Origin of the sequence: Actinokineospora sp. NBRC 105648 (genome assembly GCF_030269645.1) — a bacterium.
Lineage (GTDB): Bacteria > Actinomycetota > Actinomycetes > Mycobacteriales > Pseudonocardiaceae > Actinokineospora.
Window position 1 is genome coordinate 54,754 of the sequence record NZ_BSTR01000046.1, and the last position, 7,337, is coordinate 62,090.

Consider the following 7,337-nt stretch of genomic DNA (forward strand, 5'->3'; position numbering starts at 1 on the left):
AGGTGCCTCGGAAGCCGCGCCGACCCCACGCCGCCACCCCCTCGGTCCCGGTACCCGCCCGAGGCTACCGCCACCCGGTCAGCCGGTGGGAATGTCGTCGCGGTCGAGAACGGAAACGAGGGGCGGCATTTCCCGCCCCTCGTTTCCCTTTGTTCACACGCGGACGATCACCTGGTCCAAGTCCTTGCGAACCAGGTTCGGGACCGTGGCGTCGGGTGCCGGGTATCCGACCGGGATGACCGCGAAGGCCTTTTCGTTGCGCGGCCGGTCCAGCACCTCGGAGAGGAACCGCATCGGGCTCGGTGTGTGGGTCAGCGCGGCGAGGCCCGCCAGGTGCAAAGCGGTGAGCAGCATGCCCACGGCGATCCCGACCGACTCGTCGACGTAGTAGTGCTTGTGCTGCTCGCCGTCCTCGTCGAGGTAGAACCGCTGCTGGAACACGACGATCAGGTATGGGGCGTCGGTCAGGTGCGGCTTGTGCTTGTCGGTGCCCAGCGGCCGCAGGGCGGACAGCCACTCCTCGCCGAGTCGGCCGTCGTAGGAGATCCGCTCCTCTTCCTCGGCCGCCTCGCGAATGCGGGCGCGCACCTCTGGATCGGTGACCAGGACGAAGGTCCACGGTTGCTGGTGCGCCCCGGACGGGGCGGTCGCGGCGACCGCGATCGCGTCGATGACGACCTGCTCGGGAACCGGGTCGGTGGAGAACGCGCGCACGGTCCGGCGCTGGTCCATCCTCGCCCGCAGCTCGGCCGCCGCGCGCAGCGACTCGCTGTCCGGGATCCGCTCCGGGCGGTAGGGCACCGGCGTGTACGGCTGGTTGTGGATCGGCGTCCAGGTCATGCGGGCCATCCTCCCCGGCCGAGCGGGGCGGGCGGAACGCTGAACCGGTTCAGTGCGTCGGGGCGGCAGAACTCGTCGTGGGCCGGGAGGGCACCGCTGACGAGGAACCGGTGGGCGGCGGTGACCGCGCAGGACGGCGTGGACGGGTCGTACGCGCCGTGGTTGCCACCGTCCACAGTGACCATTCGGGCGCGGTCGCCGAAGGCGCGCCGCTGGCCCAGGGCCCCGACATAGGGGGTCCCCGGATCGCGGAGTGTCTGCAGCAGCAGGACATTCGTCGGACCGCGGTCGGTCACCCGCACCGGCGGTTCGAGCGGCTCGGGCCAGAACGCGCACGGCCAGATGTTCGCGCCCATGCCGCCCAGCACCGGAAACCAGGACCGGTGCGCCGCGACGTCGCGCTGGTAGCGGCCGAGGTCGTGCGACCAGCGGCTGTCGCCGCAGGTGACGGCGAGCAGGACGGCGACGTCGTTGTCGCGCGGGATCCCCGGGGTGTTCGCCGGGTCGCCCCACCCGGGCGGCGGGCCGTCGCCGTCGAGGAAGTGCGACCACGCGGCGATCTCCGCGAAGTACCCGACGTGGTAGGAGTACGCGCGGTAGATGGCGCGGTACAGGTTCCCGTTGACCGGACCGGCCTTCGGGTGCGCCACCGGCGCGCGGTCGAGCCGTTCGGCGCGGGCGAGGTAGTCCGCGCGCACGGCGGCCGGGGTCGCGCCGAGGGACTTGTCGTTGGCGACCACCCACGAGGCGTAGTCGGCGAACCGCAGCTCGGCGCCGTGGTCCCAGAGCGCCCACTGCCCCTGCCAACCGCGGGTCGGGTCGACGTTCGCGTCGAGGATGACCCGGTCGGTGCGGTCGGGGAAGAGCGCCGCGTACACCGCGCCGAGGTAGCTGCCGTAGGAGGCGCTGTTGTAGGACAGCTTCCGCTCCCCCAGCGCGGCCCGGATCCGGTCGAGGTCGCGCGCGGTGTTGGCGGTGGTCACGTGCCGCACCAGGTCGCCGCCGCGGGCGAGGCAGTCCCGGGCGAGGTCGCGGGCGAACTCGACGTTGCCGGTGATCGAGCCGTCCGGCGCCGGGAACGGGAAGACGCGCTCGTTGGGCAGCTGCTCGGGGGCCCGGCCGCAGGTGATCGGGGTGCTGCGACCGACCCCGCGCGGGTCGAAGCCGACCAGGTCGTAGCGGTCGAGCACCTCCTGCGGGTAGATCGTGGCGTAGCCGCTGGGCAGGTTGAGGCTGGGCACGCCCGGGCCGCCGCCGTTGTGCACCAGGACGCCGCGGCGAAGACCGGGCTTGGCGGTGCGCAGCAGGGACACGGCGATCTCGATCTTGCGGCCCGCCGGGGCGCGGTAGTCGAGCGGTACCTGCAGGCTCGTGCAGCGCAGCCGCGGGTCGACCGGTGCCGAGTTGGGGTCAGGCGGACAGTCCCGCCAGGTCACCGCCGTGTCGGCGGCCTCGGCGGACTGCCCCGCGACCAGGGTCGCCGCCAACGCCACCAGCACCCCGGCCAACGCCCCGAATGATCGTCTCATGGTCTAGACCATAGAGATCGAGCGCCGGTGGGACATCCCCACCAGGTGGTATCCGCCGCGCCCCGGGTGACCGGGGCGCGGCGGTCAGAACTCAGACCTCAGAACTCGACGGCGACGGTCAGCTCGTCGGCGTCGGCGGTCAGCTCGAGAGCGGCCACCCGGCCCGCGGCCGACAGGTCGTCGGCCACCGAGCGGACCAGCGCCAGCTCGGCCTCAGTGCCGCGGGCCACCAGCCTGCTGACCGGGGTCACCATGGACACCTTGGCGTCGGACTTGGACTTGCGCACCGAGCGCAGCACCGACGAGGCGGTGTCCAGCAGCGCGGGCGCGGGCGCCTCGGCGGACACGGCCAGCTCCGCGGCGGTCGGCCAGCTGCCGTGGTGCACCGAGCCCGGGCGCCACCACGACCAGACCTCCTCGGTGACGAACGGCAGGAACGGCGCGAACAGCCGCAGCAGCGTCGAGAGGGTCAACCCGAGGGCCGCCTGCGCCGACTGGGCGCGCTCGGCGCCGAGGTCGCCGTAGGCGCGGGACTTGACCAGCTCGACGTAGTCGTCGCAGAAGAACCAGAAGAACTGCTCGACCCGCTCCAGCGCCCGAGTGTAGTCGTAGCCCTCCAGGTCGGTGGTCACCTGGCCGACCACCTCGGCGAGCCGGGCCAGCAGCGCCACGTCCAGCGGCTCGGTGACCGAGGCCGGGTCGAGCGCGGCGGCCGCCGGGTCGTCAGCGGCGAAGGTGAGCACGAACCGGCTGGCGTTGAGGATCTTGATCGCCAGCCGCCTGCCGATCTTCATCTGGCCGGTGTCGAACGAGGTGTCCGCGCCCGGCCTGCCGCTGGCCGCCCAGTAGCGCACCGCGTCCGAACCGAACTCCTCCAGCAGGGCCTTCGGGGTGACCACGTTGCCCTTGGACTTCGACATCTTCTTGCGGTCGGGATCTAGGATCCACCCGGAGATGGCCGCGTGCTTCCACGGCAGCTCGCCGAACTCCAGGTGCGAGCGCAGCACGGTGGAGAACAGCCAGGTGCGGATGATGTCGTGGCCCTGCGGGCGCAGGTCCATCGGGAACACCTTGGCGAACACCTCGTCGTCGGTGCCCCAGCCCGCGGCGATGAGCGGGCTGAGCGAGGAGGTGGCCCAGGTGTCGAGCACGTCCGGGTCGGCGACGAAACCGCCCGCCGCGCCGCGCTGGTCGGCGGTGTAGCCGGGCGGGACGTCGCTGCTCGGGTCGACCGGCAGGGTGTCCTCGGCGGGCACGATCGGGGCGTCGTGGTTCGGCTCGCCGTCGGCGTCGAGCGGGTACCACAGCGGGATCGGCACCCCGAAGAAGCGCTGCCTGCTGACCAGCCAGTCGCCGTTGAGGCCGCTGACCCAGTTCTCGTAGCCGGACCGCATGTACTCCGGGTGCCACTCCAACTGGCGGCCGAGCTCGAGCAGCCGCTGCTGCAGCGCCTCGTCGCGGCCACCGTTGCGGATGTACCACTGCCGGGTGGTGATGATCTCCAACGGCTTGTCGCCGCGCTCGTAGAACTTGACCGGGTGCCGGATGGCCCGGGGCTCGCCGACTGCCCCGCCCTCGGCGCGCAGCAGCTCCAGGATGACCTCGCGGGCCTGCTTGCTGGTCTTCCCGGCGAGCTGGGCGTAGGACTCCTGGGCCGCGGCGGGCAGGTCGGCGGGCGGCTCGGCGACGACGCGGCCGTTGTAGTCGAGCACCGCGCGGGTGGGCAGGTTCAGCTCGCGCCACCAGATCACGTCGGTCATGTCGCCGAAGGTGCACACCATGGCCACGCCGGTGCCCTTCTCCGGGTCGGCCAGCTTGTGCGCGCGGACCGGCACCCGGTGGCCGAAGAGCGGCACGGTGACCTCGGTGCCGAACAGCGGCTGGTAGCGCTCGTCATCGGGGTGGGCGACCAGCGCCACGCAGGCGGGCAGCAGCTCGGGCCGGGTGGTCTCGATGTGCACCGGGCCGGACTCGGCCTGGAACACCAGCCGGTGGTAGGCGCTGTCCTCCTCGCGGTCCTCCAGCTCGGCCTGGGCGACCGCGGTGCGGTAGGTGACGTCCCACAGCGTCGGGCCACCGGCCGAGTACGCCTCACCGCGGGCGAAGTTGCGCAGGAACGCGCGCTGCGACAGGCCGCGGGTGCGGTCGGAGATGGTGGCGTAGAGCAGGTTCCAGTCGACCGAGACGCCCAGGTAGCGCCAGAGGTCCTCGAAGACCTGCTCGTCGAGGGCGGTCAGCTGGTTGCACAGCTCGACGAAGTTGCGCCGCGACACCCGGATCGCCCGGCTGGGGGCCTTCTCCGGCGGGGTGAAGTCCGGGTCGTAGGGCAGCGACGGGTCGCACTGCACGCCGTAGTAGTTCTGCACCCGGCGCTCGGTCGGCAGGCCGTTGTCGTCCCAGCCCATCGGGTAGAACACGCTCAGGCCGGACATCCGCTTGAACCGCGCGACCACGTCGGTGTGGGTGTAGGAGAAGACGTGCCCCACGTGCAGCGACCCGCTCACGGTGGGCGGCGGCGTGTCGATCGAGTAGACCCGCTCGCGCGGCGCGTCCCGGTCGAACCGGTAGGTCCCGTCCTGCTCCCATACCCGCGCCCACTTGTCCTCCAGCCCGTCGAGTGACGGTTTGGCGGACGCGCGGGGGGAGGGAGGTGGCTGGACCTGAGTCATGCGGGCATCCTAGCGACCGGCCCGGGCCTCGATCGGGGCCGGTCACCGGTGCCGTGCGCCCGGGCCGCCGCCCTGTCCGACGACCGCCCGGTCCGGCCACTGTCCCATCCGGCCACTGTCCCGGCAAGACCCGGGCACGGCTCATCCGCCGCCCTCGGCCCCGCTGTCATCGGTCCCGCTGTCCTCGCCTGCCCGGTAGCGCCCGGGGGGAACACCGAAGGCGCGGCGGAAGGCGGTGCTGAGGGCGAACTCGCTGGCGTAGCCGACGGTCGCGGCCACCTGGGCGACCGACAACTCCGGACGCTCGCGAAGCGTGCTGGCGGCCAGGTCCATCCGCCAGCGGGTGAGGTGCGCGACCGGGCTCTCGCCGACCAGCTCGCGGAAGCGCGGCGCGAAGGCCGCGCGGCTCATGCCCGCGGCCCGGGCCAGGGTCTCGACCGTCCACGGGTGCGCGGCGGCGGTGTAGATCGCGGCCAGGGCCCGGCCGACGCGGTCGTCGGCGAGCGCGGCGCGCCACGGGACGGACTCGGCGGGACGCTCCAGTTCGGCCCGGATGCCTTGCAGGAGAACGAGCTCCACCAACCGGGCGGCGATCACGTCCGCGCCGGGGCGGCCGTCGCGGACCTCGCCGCGCAGGGTGTCCAGGAGCGCGGGCAGGCCGGGCACCGGGTCCTCGGGACCGGCCGGTCGGATGTGGACGATCGGCGGCAGCGCCCGCAACAGCAGCGCGCGGGCGGCGCCGGTGACGGTCAGGTCTGCGCACAGGACGACCGCGCGGGCGCCGTCGCCACCGAAGCGACGGCGGACCGAGAGGTCCGGGCCGACCTCGGGGGCGTGGTCGGTGATAGGGGCGCCCGGCTGGTGCGCCAGCGTGTGCTCGACCCCGTGCGGGAGCACGACCAGGTCGCCGGTGCGCGCGTGTGCCCGCTGGTCGGCGAGGTCGAGCCAGAGCTCCCCGTCGAGCACGTGGTGCAGGCCCACGGTGTCGCGCGCGCCGACCCGCGCACCCCACGGCGCGCCGAGCTCCACCCGGCCGAACCGGCTGGTCTCGACGCGCACCTGGCGCAGCAGCGTGCCGAGCACGTCAACGGGTGGACGATCGCGCATGAGGCCTGGACTCTGACACATTCCCGCCGCCCCTGTCGCTTCCTACGGTGAAACGCGAACCCCCCCGGCACGAGGAGAGCACCGTTGGACATCTTCATCACCGGCGCGAGCGGCTACATCGGCTCGGCGCTGACCCGGACCCTGGTGGCCCGCGGACACCGGGTGCGCGGCCTGGCCCGCAGCACCGCAGCCGCCGCAGTGGTGCGCGCGAATGGCGCGGAGCCGGTCCTGGGCAGTCTCACCGACCTGGACGTGCTCGCCGCTGCCGCAGCCGCCGGGGACGGCGTGGCACACACCGGCGCCACCACCACCCCGGACCGCCCGGCTGTGGACGCGGCCGCGGTCACGGCCATGCTCGACCAGCTGACCGGCGGCGCCTTCGTCACCACGACCGGCGCGCCGCGGGCCCGGTCGTCGCGGGTGCCGGTCGTCGAGACCGACACCGCCGAGATCGCCGGACCGTTGGCGTGGCTGGCCGACGCCGAGGCGCGGGTGCTGGGCGCCGAGGGCGTGCGCGGCGCGGTCGTGCGACCGCCGATGGTCTACGGCGACGGCGCGGGACCGGTGGCCGGGCTCGTGCGCCAAGCCCGCGCGGACGGCATCGCCCGGTATGTGGGGACCGGCGAGAACGTGTGGTCGATGGTGCACGTGCGCGACCTGGCACTCGGCTACGCCCTGCTCCTCGAGTCGACCGCGAGCGGCGTGTTCCACGCCGCTGAAACTGATCCGGTGCCCGTCGTCACCCTGACCACCGCGGTGGGCGCGGCGGCGGGCGTACCGGTGCGGTCCTGGGACCTGGCTGAGGCCCTGGCGACCCACGGCGGAATGGCGGGTTACCTGGCAGCCGACGCGGCACTCGACGGGGGCAGGCTGCGCGCGCTCGGCTGGGAACCGGTGTTCGGGATGGCGGTCGGCGGCGTCACGGGCGCCCTGGGCAACCCTGCGCAGGGGTACGCCACCTAGCCACCTAAGGAATGTCTCCCAAGCCCGCTGAAGGCAACAGGATCCCGCACCCGCTGAGAGGCAACAGGGTCCAGACCCGCTAGAAGGCAAGAGAATCCCGACCCCGCTGGTACGCAACACCCGTTACGTTTGTGCTCGATTGGGTGGACTGCCTTCGTGTGGGGGGAGGCGACCGCTAAACTTGACCTGTGGTGGGGATGCCCTTCTCCCCACGCTTTTTCCCCACGCG

At 72.9% G+C, this 7,337-nt stretch carries 5 protein-coding genes; 1 reads left to right on the plus strand and 4 read right to left on the minus strand.

Translation table 11 applies throughout. The annotated features are described in order from the left end of the window. Positions 1-153 precede the first annotated feature (153 nt). From QSK30_RS29305 to QSK30_RS29320, 4 genes are all read right to left on the minus strand, one after another. On the minus strand, positions 154-849 hold the full coding sequence (locus QSK30_RS29305) for a nitroreductase family protein (RefSeq protein ID WP_502871901.1): 696 nt from the start codon (positions 847-849) through the stop codon (positions 154-156). After that, positions 837-2,369, minus strand: coding sequence for an alpha/beta hydrolase (locus QSK30_RS29310; protein WP_285507755.1), 1,533 nt, complete (start codon positions 2,367-2,369; stop codon positions 837-839). Before QSK30_RS29310 ends, QSK30_RS29305 begins: the two co-directional genes overlap by 13 nt. Positions 2,370-2,467: 98 nt before the next feature. Continuing rightward, the gene (gene valS / locus QSK30_RS29315) at positions 2,468-5,038 is read right to left on the minus strand and encodes a valine--tRNA ligase (protein ID WP_285507756.1); all 2,571 of its coding nucleotides are present in this window, start codon (positions 5,036-5,038) and stop codon (positions 2,468-2,470) included. Positions 5,039-5,179: 141 nt separating this feature from the next. Continuing rightward, complete coding sequence (locus QSK30_RS29320; protein ID WP_285507758.1) at positions 5,180-6,145, minus strand: AraC family transcriptional regulator; 966 nt, start codon at positions 6,143-6,145, stop codon at positions 5,180-5,182. A gap of 84 nt (positions 6,146-6,229) precedes the next feature. On the opposite strand from QSK30_RS29320, the gene QSK30_RS29325 reads away from it, so the two are divergent. Next, complete coding sequence (locus tag QSK30_RS29325) at positions 6,230-7,108, plus strand: NAD-dependent epimerase/dehydratase family protein (RefSeq protein WP_285507759.1); 879 nt, start codon at positions 6,230-6,232, stop codon at positions 7,106-7,108. Positions 7,109-7,337 lie beyond the last annotated feature (229 nt).

Excerpts from the sequence above, each read along its gene's own strand:
- QSK30_RS29305 (WP_502871901.1), bottom strand. The coding sequence starts at position 849 with ATGGCCCGCATGACCTGGACGCCGATCCACAACCAGCCGTACACGCCG.
- QSK30_RS29310 (WP_285507755.1), bottom strand. The coding sequence starts at position 2,369 with ATGAGACGATCATTCGGGGCGTTGGCCGGGGTGCTGGTGGCGTTGGCG.
- valS (WP_285507756.1), bottom strand. The coding sequence starts at position 5,038 with ATGACTCAGGTCCAGCCACCTCCCTCCCCCCGCGCGTCCGCCAAACCG.
- QSK30_RS29320 (WP_285507758.1), bottom strand. The coding sequence starts at position 6,145 with ATGCGCGATCGTCCACCCGTTGACGTGCTCGGCACGCTGCTGCGCCAG.